Raw genomic sequence first — 25,210 nt, forward strand, 5'->3', positions numbered from 1 at the left:
TATCCATATCCTTATTCTTTAAAGGACATGGTTACATGATTGCCATTAATTATTAAATCTTAGGATATTTTGTTATTCTCCTTTCTGTAGTATCTTGCAACAAAAGTATTTGGAATATGTTTGTATGTCCAAGAAATAACGAAAGAGGCAATACTGAAAAAGGGTCTCCGCAATATGAATTTTTTCCGTGCTTTATGATTGAAAATCCACTGTTCTCTATTACGTTTCTCCTGCAAATCGTTTGGAACCCGATAGTTTAAAAGTTTATCTTTTAGATTGCCAAATTTATATCCATGTTTGTATAGGCGTATGAAAAAGTCTATATCTTCGGCTTTTCTATAAAAAGGATTATAAAAGAAACCTGCATCAATTATTTTACGGCGGAACATGATTGTCGGATGTGCAAATGGGGAACGGAAAGCAAACATGATTTGGATGCTTAGAGATGAGGTGGGATAGTACCTTTCTGATATAATTTTGTCATTTTCATCAATGATATTCATACTTCCTCCAAACACATCGATGGTTGGATTATTTAATGCATAATTTACTTGTTTGGTAATTCTATCAGGCAGTGCCACATCATCTCCGTCCATTCTTGCTATCAAAGAGCCTTTTGCTTCTCTTAAGGCATAATTTAAGGCAGGCACAAATCCCATCTTATTATCTTTACGTATAATTTTTACGCGATTATTCTCGTTTGCAATAGAATTTATAATATCTATTGTTTCAATATTAGTACTATCATCAGCAATAAGTAGTTCTATATTTGAGTAATCTTGATTTAGAATACTATGTATGGATTTCTTTATGAGCAAAGCTGGCTCATTATAAGTTGCCATAATTATTGATACAAGCGGATGATTATCTGTTTTCGCCATTTTTACATAGAATATTCATCATACAATGATCAAGCATCATGTGAAGGTCTTCCGATATTTGCATATCTTTAATAGGTATATGAACGTTATATTGACAGATTTTTTTGATAATGCCACCGTCATATCCAGTAATACCAATGGATGTGCCATTATGTTCATTTGCGTATTGAAGTGCTTTAATTACGTTAGAAGAATTTCCGGAACCGCTGATACCTATAACATAATCTCCTTCTTTAAAAAGATTACGAAGTGGGCCAACAAATATTTCTTCCCAACTATAATCGTTAGCATAGGCCATCATAGACGGAATGTTGTCATTTAGACATATAAATCGGAACTTGATTTTCTGATTATTGGATATGCCTTTATTAAAATCACAGCAGTAGTGTGAAGCTGTTGCAGCAGAGCCTCCATTACCGCAAATGAAGACGAAATGCTGTTCATCACGGGCTTTATTCAATAAATTGAGTAACGTATTAATATCATCTTTTGAAATCTGATCTATAATTTCTTTTTCCCGTTCAAAATATGCCGTTATATCTTTTCTATAATCCATATTTTTATATTTAAATGAATTTATCACCAACGTAGATGACCTGCGAACCGAAATTATCAAAACCGAAAGTTATTTCATCGAAATCGATCATGCATTTTCGGAAAGAGTCTTGTTTTTCCTTAGGGCAGTAAAATAATATAAATCCAGCTCCGCCTGCGCCAAGAAGTTTTCCTCCCAAAGCTCCTGCCTCAATACCTTTGTTATAGATGTGATCAATATTGTTATTGGATATTCCCGATACAAGTGAACGCTTGAGTCTCCATCCCTCATCCAGTATTCTTCCAAAGTCGTCTATCTCATCTTCTTGAATCGATTTGCGTAAATCATCTGCCAAAATAACCATTCTTTTTTGAATTTGAAATTTTTCTTGTGCATCGATTGCTTTAGATTGGCTTTTGAGAATATCATTAGCAGAATGTTCACCACCTATATATATAAGAACAAGATTCTCTTCTAATTGCTTTTTAGTGGTTGATTTCATTAAAACTTTTTCGACTTTCACCGTGTCATCGGGATAGAATATGATATAGTTCATTCCTCCATATGCTGCAGCATATTGGTCTTGTTTGCCTATGGGGCTCCCTATTTTTGTGATTTCTGTTTTGCAGGCAAGGGAGGCTAACTTATCTGCACTGGAATACTTGCCAAGATATGCTCTTACAGCATTAAGTAGGCCTACAGTAAAAGAACTGCTGGATCCCATCCCCGTTCCGGCTGGAATATCTGCAATAGAATTTATATCGACGCCTACAAGATTATACATGCTGAGCACCTCTCTGAAGATAGGGTGTTGGATATCTTTTATCTGTTCAACAAGCTCTGTCTTTGAATATTTAAGTTGAATTTTATTTTTATTGAAAAAAGGATGAATAACTAAATACATATATTTGTCAATAGTTGTACTTAGTACCGCTCCTTGCTCTTTATGAAAGAAAGCAGGTAAATCAGAACCACCGCCGGCAAAGGATATTCTAAAAGGTGTCCTTGTTATGATCATTTTTCTAAATTTCTTTTTTCAATGCTGTCAAAAGAGCACCGGGGATATTAGTCGGAATTAAGATTGAGCGCTTTACATGTGCATTAGTTCCTGCAGAAATATCACTTTCTCTATCTCCGATCATAATAGATTCTGCCAAGTTGATATTTAATTCTTTTGCAGCTTTTAGAAGAAGCCCTGGAGCAGGTTTGCGACATTCACATTGAAATTTATATTCTTTTCGTTCTTCTGGATAACCACTGTCTGGATGATGTGGACAGAAGTATAGAGCATCAATATATGTATGCTTTTTACCTAATAACGTTTCCATTTTAGCATTTATTGTGTCAAGTTCATTGAAAGTACAAAGATTTCTGGCAATGACAGACTGATTAGTGACTACGACAGCAAGATAACCTTTTTGATGAATATAGTTAAGCCCTTTTTCTACTTGTTCTATAAGTTCCATTTTATCAAGTGTGAAGACTAAACCATTGTCAATATTGAGCACTCCATCTCTATCAAGAAACACAGCTTTACGTTTATGGTCCATATTCAATGCATGTACTCTTCCGGTTTCCCAATCATGGCATACGGCATAATAACGCTCGGGAGTTCCCATATCTTTTACATATTCAGAAGAGATATATCCATAAAGTTTCATATTTTTTTTTATACATTTTGGAAAAATATCCTTTTCTATATGAGCCTTTTTCCCACGTTCTATGAGATTGATAATTTTTTTATTAAAAATGAAAAGTGCGGCATTAACGATGTTATGACTAATAAAATTCTTAGAATGGGGTTTATATGCAAAGTTTTTAATGCGATTATCTTTACCAAGGATAACTATGTCAGAATCGAAAGGATGATCGTTGGGGTGCACGAATAGGGTTGCGTCGGCATGATGTGAAAAATGGTAATCCAGCATTCGATTCATATCGATATCCATAATAGTATCACCGTAGAAAATAAAGAAATCGTTTGACAATAAATCTTTTATTTCAGCTAATGCTCCTGCTGTACCTAAAGGTTTATTTTCGTGATAATAATCTATATGGATATTCCATTTGCTACCATCACCAAAATATTCCTGTATCTGATTTCCCAAATAACCAATTAGAAAAATAAATTCATAATAACCATATTTCTTGGCTATTTCTATTTGACGTTCTAATACCGGTTTCCCACATACAGAAATCATGGCTTTTGGTATTTCTTTATTGACAGATGCTATACGAGTACCTTGTCCGCCAGCTATAATAACGACTTTCATTTGCCTAAACCTTTTTGAATAGCTATTCTGACAGCCTCATTGGAAGTCTTAGGATTCTCCCACCCTAAAGCATTGATTTTAGAAACGTCATATCTGAATTCTGGAACATCGCCTGTCCATCCACGGTCTCCGCCAGTGTATTTTATTGTAGCATTCAATCCCATTTCCTCAATGACCATCGCAGCTATTTCTTTAACTTTTGTACGACTTTCAGAGCCAAGGTTGTAAACGTTGTATCCTTTATTAGAATGGTGGATAATGAACTGAATACCATCTATAAGATCCCTGACGTAAATGTATGGTTTACATTGTTCCCCATTTCCTAGAACTTCGAGTTCATTTGGATTATTGTGGAGCTTTTTTATAAAGTCGAATATCACGCCATGTGTAAATCTTTCACCGACAACGTTCGGAAAACGAACAATCCATGTTTGAATATTATAAGTATTACTGAAAGCACTGATAAATGCTTCGCTTGCTAGTTTTCCGGCACCATAATTGGAAACAGGATTCAGTGGACCAAAATTCTCATCCAATTTACCTGTAGTTTCACCAAATATGGCCGAAGTGGAGGCAAAAAAAAGTTTTTTTACTTTAAATTCTTTCATGAGTAAAAGCAGGTGGAAAGTTGTATTAAAGGTAAGATTATAATCAACAAGAGGATCATCCCCTCCTTTTTGGATGTCAGAATTTGCTGCAAGATGATAAACCATGTCAAATTCATATTCTTTAAATATATGTCGCATTGTTTCTGTATGGAGAATGTCAACTTTAAAGAATTTGAAGTTTTTATCTTTCAGTAGATGAATAATATTTTCTTTTTTTCCTAATACGAGATTGTCTATGGCAATAATCATATTATTCTCAGATATGAGTCTGTCACATAGATGAGAACCTATAAATCCAGCTCCTCCGGTGATTAGTATTTTCATTATTATTTGGTTTTAATTCCTTTGTTTATACCTAATAAAATATTTGTTAAATTTTTGAATCTTGGGGTTACAAATAATGGATAATAAAATAATTTAATGATGTATTTTCCACCATTGTAAAGTAACCATTTTTTAGGTACATATTTTTTTTTAAAAAGCCATAAATAATTTCTATATTGATAGAATAACCTGTTAGAAGAACCGATAGATATTAATTTCTTTCCAATTTTTCTGCTTGATTTGCCTAATTTATGATAAATAATGACTTCTCTGTCTTGGTAGAAATGAACATCTTTTTTGCTTGTTGCTCGCCAGCACCATTCACAATCAACATCATCTATAAAAAGTGATTCGCACATCAAACCAACCTCCTCAAAAAGTTTTGCAGGAATTAGTGATATAGAGTTCATTAAATAGGTTAGTTGGTTAACTTTGAAGTGAGAAATTCTCCTAATAAGATTTGGATAGGTTGAAATTGGCCTGTCAGTTAAAAGATCAAATGCAAAAGAGCCGATGCCACCAATTTTATCATCCCATTCTTTAAGTAATAAATACTTGTTAGTAAGTGCCTTTATAGCATTGTCAGGAATAGAACTATCAGGATCGGCAAAGGCGATAAAAGTGGGTTTTTCTGCCAGTGCATATCTCAATCCTATATTTTGGGCAGTAGCAATACCAAGATTCTTATGCTGTGGTAAATATATGACATTTTCCCATTTACAGAATCTCTTTTCATATGAATTTGCAGAATTGTCAATTAAGTAGATTTTGTCTACCTGTTTAGAAAGTTTTGTGATATTATTTTCTGCTTCTTGGGTATTGTCGTTGTATAGTACTACAATAGCTATCGTTGTCATAAATATCTTTTTATTCTTTGCAAAAATACTAATTTTTAATGATTAAACCAAAGATTATGATGGACTTTTTGGAAACAAGGTTACTGTAGTTTGTGATATTATAATGATCAAAAGAGTATATTGTACGAAAGTCGCTATGCTCATAATAAAATCTTCGTGATAAAATTGTACAAAAAGAACTTTTACAATGAAAGCATAGATGCATCCTGCGATAAAACTACCGCTTTTGAATTTATGATATATATATCCAAACATTGTACCATATGTAATACCGAAATAAGCGATGCCAATATATCCGAAATCTTCATAAAAGGGCATAAAGATGGTGTATACATTTGTTGGTAAAGGAACCCAAACCCATTCTTGGAGTCTTTGATATACAATAAAATTTCCAATATCAAGATTATGTAAAATGCCATAAAAGTATTCAAATGTATGAGCTCCGAATTGATTGGATAAATCTTCTGTTACATATTCAAAAGCTACTGCAGGTGACAATATATATACACCAATAAAATCAATGAAAGACATACTCTCAACTGTCACGTCCGATTTTATTTCTTTTGAAAAATTAATTAAGAAAAATAGAATTACAATAGCCCCTAATGTCATAATTATTGAGCGTGGCTTTATGATTTTTTTCTCAAAAAGTATGAATAGAGTAGATATTACTAACATGAATATTCCATTTTTTTCCATTAGGGCGAATTGCCCCATGAGGTAAGCAATTAATATGAGTGTAATTTGCCATAAAGGAATTCGAGGATATTTCCATAACGCGATAATAAAAAGAGCTTGATTTAGAATGTAAGTATATTTTATTATTCCGAAATCGTATTCTTGTGAAGTTGCCAATATACGTAAATTATACAATAAATCTGTCGAGTCAAACATTGTAACTACCTTTAGGATTTGGTATAGATATAATGGCGTAGCTATTAATGTTAGATAAAATAATATATAGAAAAGTGTATAATTGATGTCTATAGTACCGATTTTAGAGGCTTTCTTTCTATATTGAGTTGGGAGAAGAATATATGTTGTAATTGAAGAGAAACAGAAAATTGGCACCCAAATCAGCAAACAAGTGTAGAAATGCTCTCCTATAGGATATAATAATCCATTCTCGAATTGAAACAAGAACATAATTCCAAACCAGACAAGTGTGGTTATAAACCATGGAGAAAAATAATCCCCTATTTTGAAATAGTGAAATAAAACGAGTAAAAAAACTAAGAATATAATTATAATCCAGTCCATTATTCACTTTTATATTGGTTAGTTCTTTTATATTTTAATTTTTCTAATAAAAGAATTTTCCATGTAGTTATTATAAATCCGACACTTAAAATCGTGAAAAAATAGGGAATAGGTTTGGGGGATATTGGTTTTAATGGGGTATATGGTTTTCTTATTATAGAGAAAGTAGGAGTATTTTTTATTGATAAGAATTTGTATCGTTGTTCTTTAGTGCACGCCTTTTGATATAGTTCAAAAGCATGATCCTTTTCTTCTCTCAATTGATTTAATTTTGTGATTGTACTTGGGAGTGTCGGATCGGTGTTTGTCTCTACTAAGTTCGCATATGATTTTTGGAGACGATGGTATATTACGCCAGCATCTTTGCGTTCTCTGGTTGCGTTAATTAACCTTTTTTTATTGAGATCGTATTTTTGATCAGCCAGCCTTTTTTGAAGTTGCTTTTGTATAGATATAACTATTGTATAAGCTACAATCGGGTCTTTATCGGTGTATTGGATAGTGATTGTATGATTAAATGGAGTAATAGAATATTTTATATTATCTTGTATTATTTTTATGATTCTCATATAATCATTTATTTCCGTTCCCATAATTTTTTCGTAGAACCGTTCTATTATAGTCGCTTTATGAGTTTTTTTTATATGGTAAAACAAATTGTAATTATATTTTTTTATATTAGTCTGGGAAATCTTAATTGCAAATTCTTGAGATGAAAGAAAATAAGGATAAACTTCAGGATTATTTATACCTTTCTCTTGTAAGGAAGGAATTGCTCCCTTATTAACCAAAGCTGCAAAATTGCTTAATCCGATAAGGATATCCGTTTCTTTTGGTTCATCCGAAATTTTAATTTGGGATGCATATATTTTAGGCATGGAAAGACATAAAATAATATCAATTAATATGCATAGTGCTATAGTTATGAAATATGAAGTTTTGTTTTTTTTAAATATACTCCATAAATTTGTTGAATTGTTCTTTTGAAAGGGATTCTCTTTATCCATCGACTTGTTGATTTTAGAGACAGTTTGCATCTTTTTGGAAAAGTTCTTCTCTTTTCTTATACAGTAGAATGCTAATTCTTAGGAAAAATCCGATAAGTATGAATTCAAGCAGAATAAGAATTTTCGGTTTATTGCTATGTTTAATAGGAACTGTAGCAGACTGAAGTACTGTAAAAACAGGTGTTTTCTCTTGTACTTTTGCTTTAGATAATTGGAGTTGCTGTACTACTTGTGTGTAAATATTATAGCGTAGTTGCATTTCATTTTCCAAATCTTCCTGCTTACTTTTATAGCTTTGAAGAAGTAGGTCTTCGTTTGCATCTGAGTAAGAAGCATATTGCAATCTTGCCTGAGTATATAGCATTTTGGTTTCCTTGTAAAGTTGTTCCATATATGCTAAGTCGTTACGCGCCTTATTTGTCCGATATTGGATGATAAAGGATTTTAATTTTTCTTTTATGGAATCTGCAAGTATAGCTGAAATGAGTGGATCTTGGGCTGTTACTTCTATAGTAATAACATTTGTCTTTTTATCAACTTGGCAATTAATGTCTTTTTCGATAGATGTCGCAATACCGTATTGTTCTTTAGAAGGTTCAAAAGCATTATTCTGATATATTTTTTTATCCTTTGAAGTTCCCTCGTTATTAAAAAGAGATTGAAGCCATTTGAAAGGATAATACCACCATGAAACCTTTTGGAATTTCAACTTGTAGTTATAATATGAAGAATTTATTGTTCCGTCAATAGTGTGTACTTGGATAGGGAATAGGCTGAATAAGAAATCCATAGATCCCATCAAATCTGGATATATTTCTGGATAGATGGCATCGTTTATATTGCCAAAATTCATGTCCATACCAATCATAGAGGCAAGTGATGATATATTTGAAGTAAAATTACTTGTATTGGGTATCTCTGGTGCCAGCATAACTTTAGCTTTATATACCTTTGGTATACTGAAAGAAATAATAATACCTATGATTGCGAAAGCGATAATGAATTGGATCATTTTTTTTTGATCGCTTTTTATAATGTGCAGTATATTAGAAATACTGATATTCGATTTATGTGTTTTATCTTCCATTTGTATCAATTTCAAACTAAGATTTTATTTTTATAAACTCACGTCTAAGTATAATTTGTTTTATTAAACGTTTAATTTTATACGGTATTGCATTTTTTATTACAGCTTTATGATAATTAAAAAAAGCATGATTCATACTTTCTATTCTGAATGCAACTTTTAACCCTTGTGAACATTCATCGCACCAAGTATTATTTTGTGAGACTCCTCCACAAGCGTTTATGGAGATAGGAAATGGTGCCTTGAAATATTCTTCATTAGGTATCATTAATAGAAATTGTAAATCTGAGCAAATATAGGGCTTTGTAACAAGATAGAGTCCATACTGCGCATGGAGTTTTTTCCTATAAATACAGGACTGGTGCATGAGTGTTCCTTTAGAGCGATCCATGTAACAAATATATTTGAAACCATCATAAGTTTTTGCCCAATAGTCGGAATAGATAACAGAGACAGAGGCCGGAATATTTTCTTTAAATATATTTTCTAAAACGTATTTATCTGTGAAAGTATCTCCGGCATTCATACATATGATCCATTCTCCTGTAGCTTTTGAGATGCCTTTGTTAATGGCATCATATATGCCATTGTCAGGTTCACTTACAAATATATCTATAAATTCTTGGTAATTATTTATAAGGTCGGTACTTCCGTCCCTACTTCCTCCATCAATAATGATAAATTCTTTACTATTATATATCTGGGAACCTACACTTCTTATGGTTTGCTCCAATCCACTTTTATTATTATAGCAAATTGTGATAATTGATATTTTTATTTTTTCCATATTCCTTTAGCTGTTCTATGGGATATTTTGTAGAATTGCACTCTGTTGCAAACCAAGCTGGGCAAGTTTGAGATACATAACGATATAATGATAATTAATGCATCGTTAAAGACTTCTTTTAGTGTAAAAACTAATATGAAGAATAATGCTGTACCGGTAAGTGTACAAAAAAGCTGTATATTCAGTGCACCTATACCATTCAGGAAATAACAATATGCAAGGCAATAAATGGTAATCATCATATATAGTGCCATCCCGATACTGAATGTTATTGGGATATCTACTTGATTACCGATCCAGATGGAATATATAGGTCGGGATAAGATAATTAATAGAATAATAACAGCAAAACTTCCCAATATGATTTTCTTTATTTTCTTTGAGGCATCTAAAATCCATTCAAAGTCTTTGCGCTCATAAGCATCTGTCGTAGCTGACCAATACGGGCTGCAAATAATGGTAAAAGCATGTAATATTATACTGAAATATCTATATGTAATTTGATAAGGAGTTACAAGAATAGGAGAAAAAAGTTTTTCCATTAGAAGGCTTGATGTAAGAAATACGAAAGACGAAGACATCTGTAATAAAAAAAATTTTATTCCGATTTTAAATAAATTGGCTGCTATTTGAAAGTTTAAATCTTTCAATTTTGGCTTTAATTGTGGATATCTGATAAAAAATGTATAAGGATAACTAATAAGATATACGATGAGAGGAGATGCTGTATTTACTATGACTATATTCCATAAAGTTCCATGATGAATAACATAGAGAATATATGTCCCCACAAAAGACAGTGTATATCCACAGCACACCAGCAAGTTACTGACTGCTGGCAATTGTAATCCGAGATATAGATTTCCTATAAATTTAAAGATAAACGTGCTGCATACAAATATTAATGCAGTGATGATGATTTTATCAAGATTGAGCACCAACTTGTGATCAATATTTAAAAAAGTATAAATATCGGTGTGGGTAATTAAAAATATAAGTAGCAGTAGAGTGGGAACTATTATAAATATAAGCATGAAGAAAGTATTGGAAACAAATTGACGAGCTTGCCTTGTTTCACCATGGGCAATACAGGATGCAAGGTTGTTCCGTAATCCGTTTCCGAGTCCGATATCCATGTTGTCGATCCAAATCAATAGGGCACTGATAGTAAGCCATAAACCATTTTCATATTCTCCAAGACACTTTAGGGTTATAGGAACAATAAGTAGATATATTAATCCTGTCCATCCTTTGATTAGAAAAGAAGCTAATATATTCTTTCGCATCAATGCGGTTCGTTTGTTATTGCCTAATATTTGTAGAATATTCATTAAACCATCATCTTAGTATGGGTACTGCCGTCGGTGCTTTTTTATACTGTATTTATTTCTTTATCAAATTAGCGATGGTGGCAATCATGGTGGCTATGCTGGCTACAGAGGTGCCGATGGTGAGCCACTGGCCGAGAGTGTTACCCGTAGGCTTAGGCTTGCTCGGCACTATAATCTCGCTGCCGGGCAGAACTTTTGCGTTATGACTGATCTTAGCCACCGTGCCGTTCATATATACAATGATGGCACGACTCTTCTTGGCACGGTTTCCCCAGCCGCCAGCTTGGTCTATATAGTAAGACGCTTTCTTGCCCTTTTCGTAGGCTACGGCATTCGGATAAACCACATCGCCACTGATCTTTACAGTTCCGTTGTATTCCGGAATAATGAGTTTGTCGCCTTCGCGAAGCACAAGATCGGCGTCTCCGTTAGGTTTCTCTAATGCCTTGTCCAACTCTATCCCCACATAGTAGGTGTCGCCAAGCTGTTGCTTGCTGACGTCTATGCTGTCTTTCTCTCCTGCCTGTGCCTGCAGAAGTTTCATTACCGTTTGCATTTTCAGACGTTCTTCGGGAGTTATGCGGCGTTCCAAGCGTGCACCTTTCACATAGGCGAGATCGGTTACGCCACCGGCTTTCCTCACCAAATCGCTCAGCTTTTCATTCTTGTTCGAGAGGGTATAGGTTCCTGCGAACATAGCCTGCCCCTCTATGGTCACGTTTTGTTGAGTTACGTAGCCCGGACTCTTGCGCACGTACACTTCATCGAAAGGCATAAGTTTGAAACCCGGTGTGCCATCGATCACGAAACCGTCTTTCAACGAGAGGGTGTAGGTCTTGGCAATGATGCTATCTGTGGTGAATGCTTTGGGATTATCCACGCGCCGAGCCACGTCAACCTTTACCGTCGATGCCCTATCAGTAAGTCCGCCCGCCTGCAAGATGAAGTCTTCAATGGTTTCATTGTCGGCATATTTGTAGATACCCGGATATTGTACTTCGCCATGAATGATGATCGTGCGCTGTGTCATCCTCTCTGTTTTGGTGGGAATGAATAGCACATCGTTCTCTTTCAACGGTATGTCTGCCACGTTTCCGCTCAGAATGCCGGCCACGTCTACCGGTACTACTTCAAGTGTGCGGTCGCTCTTCATGCGGTGCATTACAGCATGGGCGCTGAAAGCCTCTTCGGTGAGTCCTTCCGCATGCTCTATCAACGAGCGCACGCTGTTGATTTCACCGCTCAAATTATACATCCCCGGGCGGAATACCGCTCCTTTTATTTCTACTGTGTTCGCATAGCGAGGTAGTATAGAGTCTACGCTTACCGAGTCGCCATCGGCAACATGAAAACTGTTCATATCGAATTCACCAATATTGAATACGGAATATTCGCGCCCTGTCTTACGGTTCAGTCGCACCGATTTTTTATAGGCGTCGCCCGTAAAACCGCCCGAATATTTCAGCAGCGTGCCCACACTCTCGTTCTTTTTCATTTCGTAATACATCGGTCTTTTTACCTTACCGCTGATGTTTACAAGACAATCGTAAGGGCCGACTACTATCACATCGCCATCTGCCAAGCGCACATTGCCCGTCATTTTTCCGTTCAGAATATAGTCGTAAATATCGCATACGCTGACGAGACGGTTACTGCGATATATTTTGATGTTGCGCAGAGTTCCGATATCATTGGTGCCTCCCGCCATATAAAGAGCCTGAAACACTGTAGAGAAGGCCGACAGAGTGTAAGTGCCCGGTGCTTTTACTTCGCCCATTACGTTAACTGTTATCGTGCGTGTCTGCCCCAAAGAAATCTTGATACGGCTGCTGGTGTAGCGTGTGCCGAGCTGCGACCGAATACGGGCATTGGCTTCGCTCACGGTAAGTCCGCTAACTTGAATCGGTCCGAAGCCTTCTATCACGATATCTCCGTCGGGAGAGACGGTAGAATTGATAGATTTCTGAGAAGCACCGTAAACATCTATGATTACCGCATCGCCCGGGCCGAGGCGATAGTTCTGCGGTGTAGCGATGTTCATGCTCGGTTCGAACGTAAGATTTTTATTGTTGAAGATGTTACGTCCGAATACCTGACGCTTCGATTTCTCGCGTTCTGCCAGCAATTGTTTTACGAGTTGGGCCGTATCTGCGGGCAATATCTGTTCGAGTTCGGTCTGTATAGACAAGAATTCTTCGCCGTTTTCGTCATATCCTTGTTGCCAACCGGTGTTACTTTGTATTCGGTTAGTTGTGGTAGCACCTCTTTTCAGGTTGTCTTCGTTATCGTATTCTTTGGTTTTTCCGTTATTCTTGCGCATGCGACTTTCCACATCTGCCTGCGTTTTATCGGCCATATTACCGAGTCCGCTCTGCTTGATTTGTCGCTCGTATTTACTCCTTACGCGCCGTATCTGCTGGATATCTACGCCCCTTTGTATCAGTTTGGTAACGATTTGCGCATTGGATGTGCCTGCTTCGTGTTCCTTGGCTGCAAATTGCATAACTTGTTCGTCGGTCATAGCCGACTGTGCCATCATGCTTGCAGGGCAGAACATTGCCAACATAAGATATATGATCAGCTTTTTCATATTCATTTTGAATTTCTTACTTATTTTGTGTTCCGTACCTTCTACTTGCTGTTGTTTGAATTTACAAGAGATTGTATTATACCTATTTTATAAACTCGTTTTTTGCTATTTTGTTGCAAAGGTAGTGAAAAATGTAGGAATTTTGTTGCATTTATCTGAAAGAACAACTTATTTAACCATAAAATATTTTTCTTTCTTGGAATAATCGTTCTATGAAAAGATAGAAAATGTGAAGAAAATAAAGACTTTCTTTTTCCGTTATTTCTAAGAAAGTGAATTGTAAATGACAATATCTGCTCGTCCTAAGTACTCCAACGAACAAACCTATAATTCTCTTTCGTGTCGGTAATCTTGTCAAGATAAATTTAAAAGATGCCCCTTTTAACGCCGATAGAGCATGTGCCTATCAGCATTAAAAGGGCGCTTTGTCGCCGTTAGGGCGTCTGTTTGTCAATCTTTTACCCAAGTGCGCTTGGTAACGGGAAACATGGTTACGTGGAACTTTGTGCAGCTGTAGGGCACGAGGATAATTGTTTTGTCGGCACCGCCCGTTACGGGTTGCTGCGGAAGCGGGGCGGTGATGCTCGGTTTCCACTCCGTTTCGCGTGCTTTTACCAGTAACTTTACGGGCGCTTCGTCTATCTTCCATCGCCAGCGGACGGGCATCTGCGAGCGTTGCACGCGTACTTCGCTTGCGAGACGCGCGGGATGTATGTCGAGCGCATAGTTGAATTTCTGACCTCGGACGACTTTGTTTTCATCTACATCGTAAAGCGGCAGGGCAAACAGCAGCGGGCCGTAGTTCACGTATTCGTAGGGCTGGTTGGCCACAGTGTCCTTGTATGCTGGCGTCGGAGCACCGAACCCTCCGTTGAAGTAGTGCGCTCTGGGGTAGGGAGTTTCTCTGCCTTGGGTTACCGAAACGTGCATGGGGAAACGGAGTTCTATCTTATCGCCGTCGGTCCATGTGCGGTCTATGCGCGCAAAACCGTCTACAGGACGAGCCGAAACCAGCTTGCCGTTCACCTTGATTGCCGGTTTCGTACACCATGAAGGCAGGCGGAAATAGAGCGGCATGTTTGTGCTGTGCGTGGTATTGAAGGTAATATCGAGTTTTTCGCCATACGGATAGTCGGTGTTGCAGACTATTCTGACGTCGGCACCGTTAAGGTGTTTGGCTACCGTACACGGCCCGTAGAGCGTGAAGGCCAGTCCGCCGTCTATGGTAGCCATCCACATATTGCTGATATAGTTAGGGATTATCCAGTTACAACTGCCCACACAACACAGCACTTCGTAACCGAAAGGCGTGAATTTCTGGTCGCCCGGGCCCGGAATAGAGGGATCCTCGGGCAGGTCTTCGCTAAACCTGTTGGGTGTCTGATAGTAACTCATCGTCTTGAAATCGCGAGCTATCGAGCCTGCACCGGCATTGAAGAACACGTTCTCTATACGGTCGCCCCAGCTCTTTTCCCCTGTAATGCGCATAAGCCATGTGTATGTCCACATCGAAGCGGGCACAATACAGGTTTCTATATGGTGCATACTGCCCGCACCCGACAGCCATTCCTGTGCCGAAGTGAGCCCGTAGGGCATTTCGTTGTAGCGCAGTCCCCAGTCGATGAAGTTCTTTGTGGCATCCATTTCCCATTGCTTGCCCGTCCATACAGACATGATGGCCGGCACACGGCTTGTTTCGTAAAAAGTTACACCGTGGAGCGACTCGAAACCTCTGCCGCTTCTGTCGGTCATAGCGCATAGTTTCCGGTTCAGTTTTTCTACATTGTCGCGGTTGCTGTAGGCTATGATAGAGTCCATAATGGTACGGTTTCCCGTGGATAAAAAGGTTTCTGTCATGGCATCTACGTTGGTGGCACCTCTTATAAGGGCGGTGTCGAGCGTCAGCATGTCGCGGTCTGAAGGGGCAATCATGCGGTATTCTGTGTACACTTTTTCTAATGCCTGAAGTATCTTGGGGTTATGGGTGGCCTGATAATACGATACCAATGCGCGCCCCATAATGCCGTGCCCCCAGTTGTTGAAACCGTCTTTAACGATCGTATCCGGTTTCCAATAAATGAACGTGGAGGCCCCTCTAAGTACGCCGTTTACTACAAGATCGAGGCGTTCCGATGTCTTTTGTATCAGACGTTCGTCGTTGAGAATGTAGCCAAGTTTTACACCTCCGTCTAACCAATAGCTGCACTGTTCTATCGGCCACCCCGTTCCGTCGCGCTCATCCGCACCGCGCGCTTTAAATCCGAAGCCTCTCCAGCCGTTGCCGTACACCGGTTCGTATTCGTCGAGATGACCGGTTATGCCCGCTGCAGCATCCTTTGCCCAGTCTAAGAGCCAGCCTGTGGGGCGTATTTCGCCTATTTCGAGCGGAACGAAGTGTACTTGGTTCTTGGCATTCGCCTTACAGACAGCTATTTTCTTTGCCGTGTAATCGATGTTTTGTGCCTGCACCTGCGAGCCTAACAGCCCCAAAGCAAGCACGGTTGATATGGTTCCTTTCATACGGAATGGTGTTGAATGTATTTCTTTAAGCAGTTTTTATTGTCGCAAATATACAAAATAAACCGACATTACACAAGAAAAGAAATACAAAAACCGCCATCGCCTATGGTTTAGGGGAAGCATAAAAAGCAAAACCGAAGCACCTGCCTACCGCTGTTTCACAGACGGCGTTTCTCCTCATTACCGGCACCTGTTCCCTTATATTTGCTACGCGTAGTGTTGAAATTATAGCTTACGGTGAGGTTTATATTGCGCTCGTAATTATAGCAGTCTTTGCTTAAATTGGCGTTTATTCCGTAGAGCGTCCAGTGTTCTTTGTCGGTTTTCAGCAGGTCATTTACGGAGAGATTAACGGTAAGAGCCTTGTTGAAGAACGTTTTTATGATGCCCAAATTGATGTAACCGTTGTGTTTCGAAACCATGAAATCGGTGGTTTGGTCGGTTTTATACTGCATATTGAGGAAGGCGAAGCAGGTCTTATCGAACACGATTTTATTTTTCAGCGCAAATGTCCACTGCGGTTTGGCGGCCGGACGGGTACTGTCATACTTCGCAGCATTGAAGAACATGTGCACGAAATCGACTTCATACGTGGGCTGATACCACCTGAATTTGGGCGAAGCCACTACAGATACGTAGACATTTTGGCTGTGATTGAAGTTCAAGTTGCGCAGGAAAGCAATCTCCTGCCCGTTGTATAAAGTCGGTGTCCATACGATAGCATCCTTTATGTAAGTATATCCGGCACTGACGCTAAGCCACTTTCGCGTTGCTCCGAACTCTATGTTGTGGTTTCGGGCAGACCGCAGATAAGGGTTGCCGCCCTCGTATAAGTAGCGATTATCGTACTGAACCTCGTTACGGAGCGAATTGTAAGAGGGGCGTTTGGTTTTGTTTACGTAGTTCAGCTGCAGCTCCCACGAGCCTTTCGCCCACGAAACAGAGAGATTAGGAAACCAGTTATTGTGCCGCAGACTGGGATTTTGCATCCACGAACCGAACGAATAATAGTCGGTCTTTACATGTTCGAAGCGTAAACCTGCACGAATATTGAAGTCTCCCAACGGCATCTGGAACTCGGCGAAGGCAGCTGTATTGCTTTCGTGAATATCGGTTTCCGACGCCGGAATGTATCTCTCTTCGTTCTTATACGTACTTTCAGTGTTGGTATGCGACAGTTCAGAGCCCATACTTAGTTCGCCTTTGGCTACCGGATAGCGAAGTACGAGCTTTCCGGCAACCAGCCGATTGTGTTTGGTTGTCTGTGTATTGATGTTACGGCTCTCTATCGTCGTGCTGTTTTCGCGTTCGTGCATCTTCATTTCCGATTTGTTCCACATGTAGGTGCCGTTGAAGTCGATGCCGAGGCGTCCTGCTTTCCCTGTATAATATACGTTCCATTCGTGTTTGGGGGCACCGGTTGCAGTGCGCTTCATATCTTGTACGACTTCTCCCTCCAACACCCCGTTACGATAGATGGTCTGTGTACCGCCGTTCATCCATGCGTTGAAAAAGAGTTGTTTGCTCACTGTGTACGATACGCCCGCGGAGTTGTTGTCGTCGATATCGTAGCTGGCGCCGATATTTCCGTATAGATAAGAGCTTCTCGCGTCTGTATCGACATACTGTCTGATGTTGACGTGGTTGTTGTTGGCATAGATATCTGCTCCCATATGGTTATTTTCGCCGTAATATTTGTTGTACCAATAGAGGTTGCCCGATAGTTCGAAACCGTTTCGGCGGTAGGTTAGAAAGGCATCTTCGTATCCTTTCCCCTTATGACCGTACCCGATGTTCGCGTCTGAACGGAAGCTGAAGCCTTCGCCCTGCTTACGTTTGGTTTTGATACGGATAACGGCCTCTACCGTTGCATCGTACTGTGCACCCGGACTAGTGATAAGGTCGACGGACTTGATATCGGCAGATTTCAGCCTCAGCAGTTCGTTGTTGTCGCGCACCAGCTTACTGTTGATGTAGATTTGAGGCTTGCCTTTGGCAAACACGTCGATAGTGCCGTCGTTTTTTACCGTTATCCGAGGCAGCTGAACAAGCACGTCTTGGCCCGTTCCCATCTGCGAAAGAAGCGAATGTTCCACATCTATAGTCATGCCGCCTGCGGTCATTTTGTACTGCGGACGCTCGCCCTTTACCTCTACTCCGTTAACGAAATAAGCTTTATTTGCCATGTGTATGATGCCTACATGTGCAGTGTAAGCTCGATGGAAGCACTGTTTGTAGCCGATACATGTTACTTTTACGAGCACGTTCGATACGTTGCAGGGGATTACGAAGTCACCGTTTTCGTTGGTAACACCGCCGTTGATGAACGACGAGTCGCGCGGAGAAAGCAGCGAAACATTGGCAAATTCGATGGGATTGTTACCGTTATCCACCACTTTACCAGTAATCTTTTGCGCCATGTTCTGCGTGCATTCTACGTAAATGCGGTCGTTATCGAACGTTATCTTGATGGGGTAGAGCCCGCACACGGTGCGTACGGCATCGGGAACGCTCAGGTTTTTGAACGATTCCGTTACGGTGAAATCTTCCAACTCGTTGTAGATAAAGTTAACGGTGTAGCGGTCTGTCGCCTTTCCCAAGTCTTCCAGAACCTTTGAGAGCGATACGGCGTGATAGCTGCGTGTGAGCTGCTGCGCCGACACGGTACCTGCAAGGCTGCACAATATCAGCAAAATAAGGATATTATTGTTTTTCATCTGTGTGCATAGTGTTATTCGACGATGAGCGTATTGCCCTCGAGTCGCAGACTCACACGGTCGAAATGATTGAGGTCTTCTACCACATTTTCTATTGAATTACCTTGTTGCCATTTGTAAAAAAGGCGCAGATGGTGGGCTTCGGGCGTGCGGTAATCTACGGAAACATGGTAGAACGTTGCTATTGCAGATAATATTTCGGGCAGCGATTTATCGGAGAAAATCACGGTGGCAGGTGTTCTTTTGTCTGCTGCGGATGAGGGGTGTACCCTTTGAGCACCGTCTGTGGCTGTGTTTTGCATGGCAGCCGACGGTGTTGTTTGCTTGCTCTCGTGCCTCGATGACTGTATGCGATAGGCGGCAAATGCCACACCCGCCAGCAGAACGAAGCTGATGCAGGCCGCCGCAACCTTATGCCATGCGCCGAAATGCGACCGGCGTAAGGTTTTCGTATGACCGGCTTCGGGCAGCAGAAAAGCCTCTTCGCTCCATCTCATCATCTCGTATATCTGCCTGCAATCCTCGTTGTTGAGCAGTTGTTGCAGCTGTTCTTCCGTGTAATTTTCGGGATGTTCCTGCATTTTCAGAAGCAACTCGATGCGTTCTTCCTTTGTTTTCATTGTCTAAGGATTAAAATGTTTCTTTAATTTCAGCAGTGCCTGTGCCAGATGTTTGTAAACGGCAGCCTCGCTGATGCGCAGTTGTTCGGCTATTTTCTTGTAGGATAAGTGCTGTTCGTAGCGCATCCTGAAAATCCTGTAGGTCTGTTTAGTGAACTCATTGCTGCTGTATTCGAGCACCATTTGCAGGCGGTCTTTCTGTTCATCGAACGGTATCATTTCCACAGAGTCGCCGATGGAGAGCAACTTTCGCACTCTTTCTTTCAGTTGCATGCTGCGAATTGTTTTCAAACATTGGTTGCGCACACACGTTAAGAGGTAGCTTTCCGCCCGTTCGGGCTGTATTTCGGTATCATTGCCTACGATGTGCATGAACACTTCGCTTACCGCATCTTGTGCTTCAGCAGCATCGTGCAGCATGATTAGAGCCAGCACATACATCTTGTTGCGGTGCGTATTGAAAAGCGTTTCTGCCGTTGCTTTGTCTGTTTGCATAACCTTGCCGTTTACTTATAATATCCTCTGAACAACGATTTCCCAACCCCAAAAGTATAAAAAATGGCAGTTTGAAGGCAGAAAAATCGTATAAATACGAAAAAAGTTTATACCGTTTGATTGTCGAAATGGTATAAACTTTTTCCGTAATGAATTGGTGATATGTGTTAATGTGTATATTCCTGCTGTTCCCATTCATCGTTGATGACGAACGAAAAAGTATTATTGTTGGTGTTTATAGGCGTACCGAAGAAGTTTTCTTTGCACAGGCTTATGCGGTTTTTCGTAATAGGTACGTGTTCGAAAAGCTGTTCTTTCACCATCACATCTGATGCATTGAGAGCCGTTACGATAACTTTTAGCTCGCCTTTGCTATCGTGTGGAAAGGTATAAACCCCGAACTCGGCATTGCCGGAGCGCTGCTCTTCCTTTACATTTCGCTCCTCCGTCTGGCGCGAGGCTACGCTTCCGTTTCCGTTGATGGCATCGAACGTAGAGCTTCCGCCGGTATAGAAGAACTTCATTTTCTTCACTTCATCGGGGATGGCATCCTCTACTATCAGTTTGAATTGGGCAACGCATCGCCGCAATTCCAACTGATAAGAGGCGGCGGCATCTACGTTTATCTCTTCACAATAATAGAAAGTGTCGGTAATTTTGTTATTGGGAAACTTGATTTTCGAAAGGTTTGTAATCGTTGCATTGCCCGTACAATTGTGGGCAAGTACCAAGAAACGATAGGTACCGGCCGGTAACGATACGGATATCTTTCCGAAATTCTTGTCTGAAGAAATCTGGTTAACCGATGCAATCTTGGTATCATCCTTAAATACGGCAAAGTTGAGTCGTGTGCACACCTGCCTGATATCCTTTGAACGTGAATAGGCTATGGCATGGGCGAAAGGTATTTGTTCGAATTGCGCTATATCGAATGTCAGATTAAACTTATCGGATGTTTTCTCTTCTTCTTTTGTATTCTCTTCGAATACCGGCTTTTCGCATGAGCAGAAGGTTAATGCAATGCTGCATAAAATGCAAAATGACAAAAGTTTGGTCTTCATGATAATTATATTTGATATGGTTCTTGATTTTCTTTTGTGGGCATTCTAACCCATAAATGCAAAGGTATAAAAAATGATAAAATTAAAAAAGATATTTCATATTTATTTCTGTTTTCAAAGATGAATTATGTATTTTTGTGTGGTGCTTATATATAAAATAATGTGTATGAGAAAGATATTGGTGATGTTATTGTTAGTCTTTTCTGCTCATTGTGTACTCTTTGCGCAAACGAAAACAGAACAATTTCCGAAAGAGGTTAAAGACTCATTGGCAATGAAAAGTCAAGCTAAGGTTGTAACAGATACCACACATCTCAGTTCGGTAGTCTGTAGCGTCCCCACGTATTCAACCTCTAAGGGGGATAACATCAACAAAGACGCTTTCAAAATGCCCAAATACGACGCTTTCTGGGAAAAGATGAAGAAGCCGTGGTTGGGTGATGCCATAAGAAGTTTACTTAGATAGCGGAGATACAGTTCTTGTTATTAAATGCAAACACTTGGACTGAAATGTTGTTCGTATAAGGTGTATAATTTGTTGAATGAATGTCAGATTCATAATAATAACTTGGCTTATAGTTTAGCAAGTTTGACACGTCGAAGCTCAATATGCCGCCAAACTTAAATTGCTTACCGAGTGAAGGAACCAACAAATGCTTATTGTGTCCATTTTTGAAAACACCTTGACTTGGAGTATGATAGCTGTAAGTGAAGTTCATTGATACCTTTCTTCCGGGATGTTCTGAAAATATGGCGTGTATCAATAGAAATTAACGATTTTATAGGAGGCACTTCATTTACAAGCGCTATGATAATAGCAGTTTTATATTTATAGCCAACTTGTGTAACCTTCAATTTTGTAGTCTACCAAAATACACGAACTGAAAGGTTTTAACGCCAAGTTTAAAATTTTATGCTTAAATATAAAGCCATTTAGAATTATTTTCATGTCTTTGTAAGCAATATAATATACGCTGTATAAGCAAGAATATAAAATTATAATATTAAAAACATATAATTATGGCAATCTATAATTATGGAGTTGGGGGCAACGAAGTCAATGTCGACGCTAATAAGTCTATCGCGGATATTACTTCAACCGAAAGTTATTGGTACAGAAACTTACGGATGATGCTCCTGTCAGTCCGGAGGCAGTTTATGGACTTTAAACAGTTGAAGATGTATTTGAACATTTTGCTCCATCTATCGAACTTGAAATGCAGAACGAAAATGGAGAAGATGTTACAGAGACAATGGCTTTCAAGAATTTGGGTGATTTCGACTCAAAGAGCATTATGGAACACAGCGAATTTCTAAGTAAACTCAGTGTTGAGAAAGAGCAGAATACGAAGATTGCCCGACAGCTGTCTTCCAACAAAGCGTTGTTGAAAGCTTTAGAAAATCCGGAGAAGAGACAGGCAATTATTGACTTGTTGGAAGAGTCCCTTGAAGAAATCAAAGGTATGAATGCCAAATAACCTTTTAATATTATTACAATGGAAAATGAGATAAAAGCAAAAGAACAGCAGCAGACAGTTGTTACAGGCAAGTCGGCGATAAAGAAAGAAACCTCATCGGCAGCCTCCTCATTAGACAAGTTGAAAGAATATGGTGGTTTCGCATTCCTTGAAAATATCATTGATGGCTTCTCAAATCTGAACCCTACACGCAAGGCGCGTCGTAATATATTTCTGACAGACGACCAATGGGCTAATGAACGCAAGGTGCTTGCAAACCGTCTTGGCGTATGGTTGGACTTACTTAAAACAGGTGAATCTGCCGAGAAGATGCGAGACAAAGCCAAAGATAAGGCTAAAAGTGTAGAGGAATTACTTTACAAGAACCTGCACACTGCATTAAATCGTGTTCATGATTTGGAGACTGTCTATCGTTCTGTGGCCCTTTTCTATAAGAATACAGAAAGTAGCAAGGTCAAGAATGTGACGATTGTCAATGCAGACATGGCACAGCTGAAAGACTTGGATAATACGCTTTTTATCGATTATATCGGTAATGAGCTTAAACAAAACTTTGATAGGTTGGATTTGCGTCGTAACTATTCCCTCCTTATTATACCGGGCTATCTCGGTTCTAATGCCGTACTTGATAAATGGGGGAAGATGGCACACAATAACAAGGTGATGCTTGTGACAGACTTTCAGGATTTGGAAACGCCGGACGATGTCGTTGATATATTCTTTAATGCCGACCATACGGGCGGAGATGTGTATAAGTCCAATATCATCATGACTTGTAACTGGCTGTTGGGAAGACAGCGGGTGGCAGAAGTAGGCGAAGAAGAAAACCTGTATGTTCCCGGTTCTTCTGCATTGGCAGGCAAAATATATAGTACGCTGATGTCGCAGGTTGTTGCCGGAAAGAAATTCGGAAGCCTTGACGAAGTGGAAAGCGTGCGTTTCGATTTGAAGAAGAGCGAGATTTCAGAACTCGAACGCATGGGACTTGTGCCTATGGTCAATGAGTACAGTAAGGTTATGGCATTCTCTGCGAAGACACTTTTCAATGGCGATAACCTCGGTCTTCAGACTTATTCTGTCGTACGTGTGTTCGATTATATCTCCAAGGTGCTGTTCGATTTCCTCAACAGGAGGGCTTTCGAGAATTGGACAACACGTACGGAAGCCGATTTGAGAAGTCAGATCGTGAAGTTTCTTGATAGCATACAGGGGCCGACACGTTTGATTGAAAAATTCAAAGTTATTAGGATTGAGCAAGATCCGAAACAGAAAGACCGAGTTTTGCTTGATATCCATCTTACTCCATACTTCCCAGCAAAGAGTTTCGTTATTCAGTTGGAAGGAAGAAAGGGGGACGCTCCAGAAGAGGCGAACTGGGAAAGTCAGTATAACCAAGAATAAAGGTTAGGTATTGGGAACAATAGAATGTGGCAGACAGGTTGCATTCCAGTTTTAGTTAAAATGGCAGGAAAAGGAAATTCCTGTCATTTTTTATTTTTCGTACGATAACCTAATCGTAGAATAATTTGTTTTAAATGTATTCCATAAAGTATCGATACATACGGTGAGCATACCAGTTATTTAATAGATGATAAATATGACAATATAAAATATAGCCAAGTTGCTTGAAGTCATAATCATTCCGGTATCGGTAACAGAGAATTGCATAGCCGTTACATAACCGGCTGGGATATGTATAAGTATGGCAGACTATGCATAATCATATGTAAAGCGTATGTGCTTTTTATATGGTAAGTGTTGATGCGAGGTACCTATTCCGTTTGCTGTAAATATGATAAATTCTCGGGCTTAAAGTTTCATCAGATATTCTTTAATGAGCAGTCCGGCGGGACGGAGCACACCGCCATGATCAAATCCGCTAAGCTCATGAAGGGGAATTTCTTTATTACCAATTCCTTCGAGTACCGCTTTCAGATAGAGATTTTCTTCATAACGTGCCATTTGTTCCAAGTGTCTGTCGCCCGTGATGAGGACCAATCGTGTAGACAATTTGCGTACATTGTTGAGCGGGGCATACCGGTCAACGAAGGGAGAGCTGAAAGACAATCCCCGTTCCTTGCGTATAGTATAGTGTGTGGCCGTCTGTCCACTAACGGAAAAATAACCTTTTACGGCATCTGCATCTATGTTTTCTGCATTTAGGTATGCTTTGTCTAAGGCGAGCATCAAGGTTAGATAACCGCCGGCCGAATGCCCTCCCACGTATATCTGTAACGGATCGCCTCCGTATTCCTCAATATGATGAAATACCCAAGCCACGGCAGTAGCGGCATCTTGTGTATATTGCGGATTTTTACAGTATGGATACAGTCGGTAATTGGGCGACACCATGGCGATGCCCGCATTCAGCAGCTCATCGCGAAATTCCTTATTGCCGCCTTCCAAGCCGCCTCCGTGGAACCAGATTATTGTTTTATACCCCTTTTTCGTGGTAGGATAATAGATATCGAGCTTACACCTTTCCTTACGATAAGTCGAAGTATCGCCGGCAGATACATAAGGAATGTCTTTGATTATCTTGTATTTGTCTTGTCCACTTGCGCCTGTAGCAAGCACGAGTACAAAGAGTAAAATAAATAACTGTCTCATGTCGTTCTATTATAATAATGTGAGTTAATGTACAAAAATAGTATTTATTTTTTATAGAATGGCTGTTTGCTGTCGTTATATTCCCCATTTAATTCGATTATTTGGTAATAATAATCCGGTTATATTATCCATTTAACGCAATTTACGAAATGGATATTTGGCAATAAAT

The 25,210-nt window shown here is 39.5% G+C and carries 20 protein-coding genes and 1 pseudogene; 3 read left to right on the forward strand and 18 right to left on the reverse strand.

Features of this window, described 5'->3' with window-relative positions; translation table 11 throughout:
* Window positions 1-59: 59 nt before the first annotated feature.
* The 17 genes from BN3912_RS09205 to BN3912_RS09285 all read right to left on the reverse strand — a co-directional run bounded on the left by BN3912_RS09205 (window position 60) and on the right by BN3912_RS09285 (window position 20,953).
* Entirely contained in the window at window positions 60-881 is an 822-nt protein-coding gene (locus BN3912_RS09205) for a glycosyltransferase (protein WP_023983585.1), read from the reverse strand.
* On the reverse strand, window positions 865-1,437 hold the full coding sequence (locus BN3912_RS09210; protein ID WP_023983584.1) for an SIS domain-containing protein: 573 nt from the start codon (window positions 1,435-1,437) through the stop codon (window positions 865-867). The genes BN3912_RS09205 and BN3912_RS09210 overlap by 17 nt, the downstream gene beginning before the upstream one ends.
* Before the next feature lie 10 nt (window positions 1,438-1,447).
* A complete protein-coding gene (locus BN3912_RS09215; protein ID WP_023983583.1) occupies window positions 1,448-2,434 on the reverse strand; it encodes a GHMP family kinase ATP-binding protein in 987 nt (328 codons plus the stop codon).
* Between the two features lie 4 nt (window positions 2,435-2,438).
* Entirely contained in the window at window positions 2,439-3,689 is a 1,251-nt protein-coding gene (gene gmhB, locus BN3912_RS09220) for a D-glycero-beta-D-manno-heptose 1,7-bisphosphate 7-phosphatase (RefSeq protein ID WP_023983582.1), read from the reverse strand.
* Window positions 3,686-4,621 (reverse strand): NAD-dependent epimerase/dehydratase family protein, encoded by a 936-nt coding sequence (locus BN3912_RS09225; protein ID WP_023983581.1) that lies wholly within the window; start codon window positions 4,619-4,621, stop codon window positions 3,686-3,688. The genes gmhB and BN3912_RS09225 overlap by 4 nt, the downstream gene beginning before the upstream one ends.
* Before the next feature lie 2 nt (window positions 4,622-4,623).
* The gene (locus BN3912_RS09230) at window positions 4,624-5,478 is read right to left on the reverse strand and encodes a glycosyltransferase (protein WP_023983580.1); all 855 of its coding nucleotides are present in this window, start codon (window positions 5,476-5,478) and stop codon (window positions 4,624-4,626) included.
* 54 nt (window positions 5,479-5,532) lie between these two features.
* Window positions 5,533-6,738 (reverse strand): O-antigen polymerase, encoded by a 1,206-nt coding sequence (locus tag BN3912_RS09235; RefSeq protein ID WP_023983579.1) that lies wholly within the window; start codon window positions 6,736-6,738, stop codon window positions 5,533-5,535.
* Entirely contained in the window at window positions 6,738-7,745 is a 1,008-nt protein-coding gene (locus tag BN3912_RS09240; RefSeq protein ID WP_023983578.1) for a GumC domain-containing protein, read from the reverse strand. The genes BN3912_RS09235 and BN3912_RS09240 overlap by 1 nt, the downstream gene beginning before the upstream one ends.
* Window positions 7,746-7,758: 13 nt before the next feature.
* On the reverse strand, window positions 7,759-8,832 hold the full coding sequence (locus BN3912_RS09245) for a Wzz/FepE/Etk N-terminal domain-containing protein (RefSeq protein ID WP_023983577.1): 1,074 nt from the start codon (window positions 8,830-8,832) through the stop codon (window positions 7,759-7,761).
* Window positions 8,833-8,848: 16 nt separating this feature from the next.
* On the reverse strand, window positions 8,849-9,619 hold the full coding sequence (locus tag BN3912_RS09250; protein WP_023983576.1) for a glycosyltransferase family 2 protein: 771 nt from the start codon (window positions 9,617-9,619) through the stop codon (window positions 8,849-8,851).
* Window positions 9,607-10,905 (reverse strand): MATE family efflux transporter, encoded by a 1,299-nt coding sequence (locus BN3912_RS09255; RefSeq protein WP_023983575.1) that lies wholly within the window; start codon window positions 10,903-10,905, stop codon window positions 9,607-9,609. The genes BN3912_RS09250 and BN3912_RS09255 overlap by 13 nt, the downstream gene beginning before the upstream one ends.
* Before the next feature lie 97 nt (window positions 10,906-11,002).
* Window positions 11,003-13,540, reverse strand: coding sequence for an SLBB domain-containing protein (locus BN3912_RS09260; protein WP_195906777.1), 2,538 nt, complete (start codon window positions 13,538-13,540; stop codon window positions 11,003-11,005).
* A gap of 450 nt (window positions 13,541-13,990) precedes the next feature.
* Complete coding sequence (locus BN3912_RS09265) at window positions 13,991-16,060, reverse strand: glycoside hydrolase family protein (protein WP_023983573.1); 2,070 nt, start codon at window positions 16,058-16,060, stop codon at window positions 13,991-13,993.
* A gap of 158 nt (window positions 16,061-16,218) precedes the next feature.
* Window positions 16,219-18,777, reverse strand: coding sequence for a TonB-dependent receptor domain-containing protein (locus BN3912_RS09270; RefSeq protein ID WP_064972304.1), 2,559 nt, complete (start codon window positions 18,775-18,777; stop codon window positions 16,219-16,221).
* A 14-nt stretch (window positions 18,778-18,791) separates the two neighbouring features.
* Window positions 18,792-19,397 (reverse strand): DUF4974 domain-containing protein, encoded by a 606-nt coding sequence (locus BN3912_RS09275; protein ID WP_023983570.1) that lies wholly within the window; start codon window positions 19,395-19,397, stop codon window positions 18,792-18,794.
* Window positions 19,398-19,400: 3 nt separating this feature from the next.
* Window positions 19,401-19,892 (reverse strand): sigma-70 family RNA polymerase sigma factor, encoded by a 492-nt coding sequence (locus tag BN3912_RS09280; protein ID WP_023983569.1) that lies wholly within the window; start codon window positions 19,890-19,892, stop codon window positions 19,401-19,403.
* A 167-nt stretch (window positions 19,893-20,059) separates the two neighbouring features.
* Window positions 20,060-20,953, reverse strand: a complete 894-nt coding sequence (locus tag BN3912_RS09285) for a FimB/Mfa2 family fimbrial subunit (protein WP_023983516.1) — start codon at window positions 20,951-20,953, stop codon at window positions 20,060-20,062.
* A 166-nt stretch (window positions 20,954-21,119) separates the two neighbouring features.
* Here BN3912_RS09285 and BN3912_RS09290 point away from each other — a divergent pair, with 166 nt between their 5' ends.
* The 3 genes and pseudogenes from BN3912_RS09290 (at window position 21,120) to BN3912_RS09305 (ending at window position 23,832) form a co-directional block, all read left to right on the forward strand.
* Entirely contained in the window at window positions 21,120-21,419 is a 300-nt protein-coding gene (locus tag BN3912_RS09290) for a hypothetical protein (protein WP_023983515.1), read from the forward strand.
* Window positions 21,420-21,973: 554 nt separating this feature from the next.
* Window positions 21,974-22,431 (forward strand): annotated as a pseudogene (locus BN3912_RS09300) (hypothetical protein).
* Window positions 22,432-22,449: 18 nt separating this feature from the next.
* Window positions 22,450-23,832 carry a DUF5458 family protein gene (locus BN3912_RS09305; RefSeq protein ID WP_023983512.1) on the forward strand — a complete coding sequence of 461 codons (1,383 nt, stop codon included), beginning with the start codon at window positions 22,450-22,452 and terminating at the stop codon, window positions 23,830-23,832.
* Window positions 23,833-24,240: 408 nt separating this feature from the next.
* On the opposite strand, the gene BN3912_RS09310 is transcribed toward BN3912_RS09305, so the two are convergent.
* The gene (locus BN3912_RS09310; RefSeq protein ID WP_023983511.1) at window positions 24,241-25,041 is read right to left on the reverse strand and encodes an alpha/beta hydrolase fold domain-containing protein; all 801 of its coding nucleotides are present in this window, start codon (window positions 25,039-25,041) and stop codon (window positions 24,241-24,243) included.
* Window positions 25,042-25,210: the final 169 nt, after the last annotated feature.

It is taken from the genome of Prevotella phocaeensis, from assembly GCF_900065875.1.
Taxonomy (GTDB): Bacteria; Bacteroidota; Bacteroidia; order Bacteroidales; family Bacteroidaceae; genus Prevotella; species Prevotella phocaeensis.